Source organism: Serratia sp. BFP-2025 (assembly GCF_050880365.1).
In the GTDB taxonomy this organism is placed as follows: domain Bacteria; phylum Pseudomonadota; class Gammaproteobacteria; order Enterobacterales; family Enterobacteriaceae; genus Serratia; species Serratia surfactantfaciens.
This window is the reverse complement of the sequence record NZ_JBPAFV010000011.1, coordinates 3,184-4,948: the sequence shown is the minus strand read 5'-3', so window position 1 is coordinate 4,948 and position 1,765 is coordinate 3,184. Positions and strand designations below refer to the sequence as shown.

The window sequence follows — 1,765 nt, the reverse complement described above, 5'->3', positions numbered from 1 at the left end:
GCCTAACTCACTGCTCTTTAACAATTTATCAGACAATCTGTGTGGGCACTCCACAAGACGATATCCAGCATCTTCGGATGCAAAAAAATATCAAGTCTTGAAGAGTGACTAACTGAAGTAAAATTCATGCAGTAAATCTTTGAGCATCGCTTCTCGAGTGGAAGCAAATCAAGCTTTTAATTGAAGAGTTTGATCATGGCTCAGATTGAACGCTGGCGGCAGGCTTAACACATGCAAGTCGAGCGGTAGCACAGGGGAGCTTGCTCCCTGGGTGACGAGCGGCGGACGGGTGAGTAATGTCTGGGAAACTGCCTGATGGAGGGGGATAACTACTGGAAACGGTAGCTAATACCGCATAACGTCGCAAGACCAAAGAGGGGGACCTTCGGGCCTCTTGCCATCAGATGTGCCCAGATGGGATTAGCTAGTAGGTGGGGTAATGGCTCACCTAGGCGACGATCCCTAGCTGGTCTGAGAGGATGACCAGCCACACTGGAACTGAGACACGGTCCAGACTCCTACGGGAGGCAGCAGTGGGGAATATTGCACAATGGGCGCAAGCCTGATGCAGCCATGCCGCGTGTGTGAAGAAGGCCTTCGGGTTGTAAAGCACTTTCAGCGAGGAGGAAGGTGGTGAACTTAATACGTTCATCAATTGACGTTACTCGCAGAAGAAGCACCGGCTAACTCCGTGCCAGCAGCCGCGGTAATACGGAGGGTGCAAGCGTTAATCGGAATTACTGGGCGTAAAGCGCACGCAGGCGGTTTGTTAAGTCAGATGTGAAATCCCCGGGCTCAACCTGGGAACTGCATTTGAAACTGGCAAGCTAGAGTCTCGTAGAGGGGGGTAGAATTCCAGGTGTAGCGGTGAAATGCGTAGAGATCTGGAGGAATACCGGTGGCGAAGGCGGCCCCCTGGACGAAGACTGACGCTCAGGTGCGAAAGCGTGGGGAGCAAACAGGATTAGATACCCTGGTAGTCCACGCTGTAAACGATGTCGATTTGGAGGTTGTGCCCTTGAGGCGTGGCTTCCGGAGCTAACGCGTTAAATCGACCGCCTGGGGAGTACGGCCGCAAGGTTAAAACTCAAATGAATTGACGGGGGCCCGCACAAGCGGTGGAGCATGTGGTTTAATTCGATGCAACGCGAAGAACCTTACCTACTCTTGACATCCAGAGAACTTTCCAGAGATGGATTGGTGCCTTCGGGAACTCTGAGACAGGTGCTGCATGGCTGTCGTCAGCTCGTGTTGTGAAATGTTGGGTTAAGTCCCGCAACGAGCGCAACCCTTATCCTTTGTTGCCAGCGGTTCGGCCGGGAACTCAAAGGAGACTGCCAGTGATAAACTGGAGGAAGGTGGGGATGACGTCAAGTCATCATGGCCCTTACGAGTAGGGCTACACACGTGCTACAATGGCATATACAAAGAGAAGCGACCTCGCGAGAGCAAGCGGACCTCATAAAGTATGTCGTAGTCCGGATTGGAGTCTGCAACTCGACTCCATGAAGTCGGAATCGCTAGTAATCGTAGATCAGAATGCTACGGTGAATACGTTCCCGGGCCTTGTACACACCGCCCGTCACACCATGGGAGTGGGTTGCAAAAGAAGTAGGTAGCTTAACCTTCGGGAGGGCGCTTACCACTTTGTGATTCATGACTGGGGTGAAGTCGTAACAAGGTAACCGTAGGGGAACCTGCGGTTGGATCACCTCCTTACCTAAAGATATTAGTTCGAGTGGCGTGCTCACACAGATTGTCTGAT

Annotated in this window: 1 rRNA gene; it reads left to right on the top strand. The window is 52.2% G+C overall.

Annotated features, from left to right (window positions below):
* Nucleotides 1–177 precede the first annotated feature (177 nt).
* Nucleotides 178–1,719 (top strand): 16S ribosomal RNA (locus ACRAWE_RS24325).
* The last annotated feature ends 46 nt before the right edge of the window (nucleotides 1,720–1,765 follow it).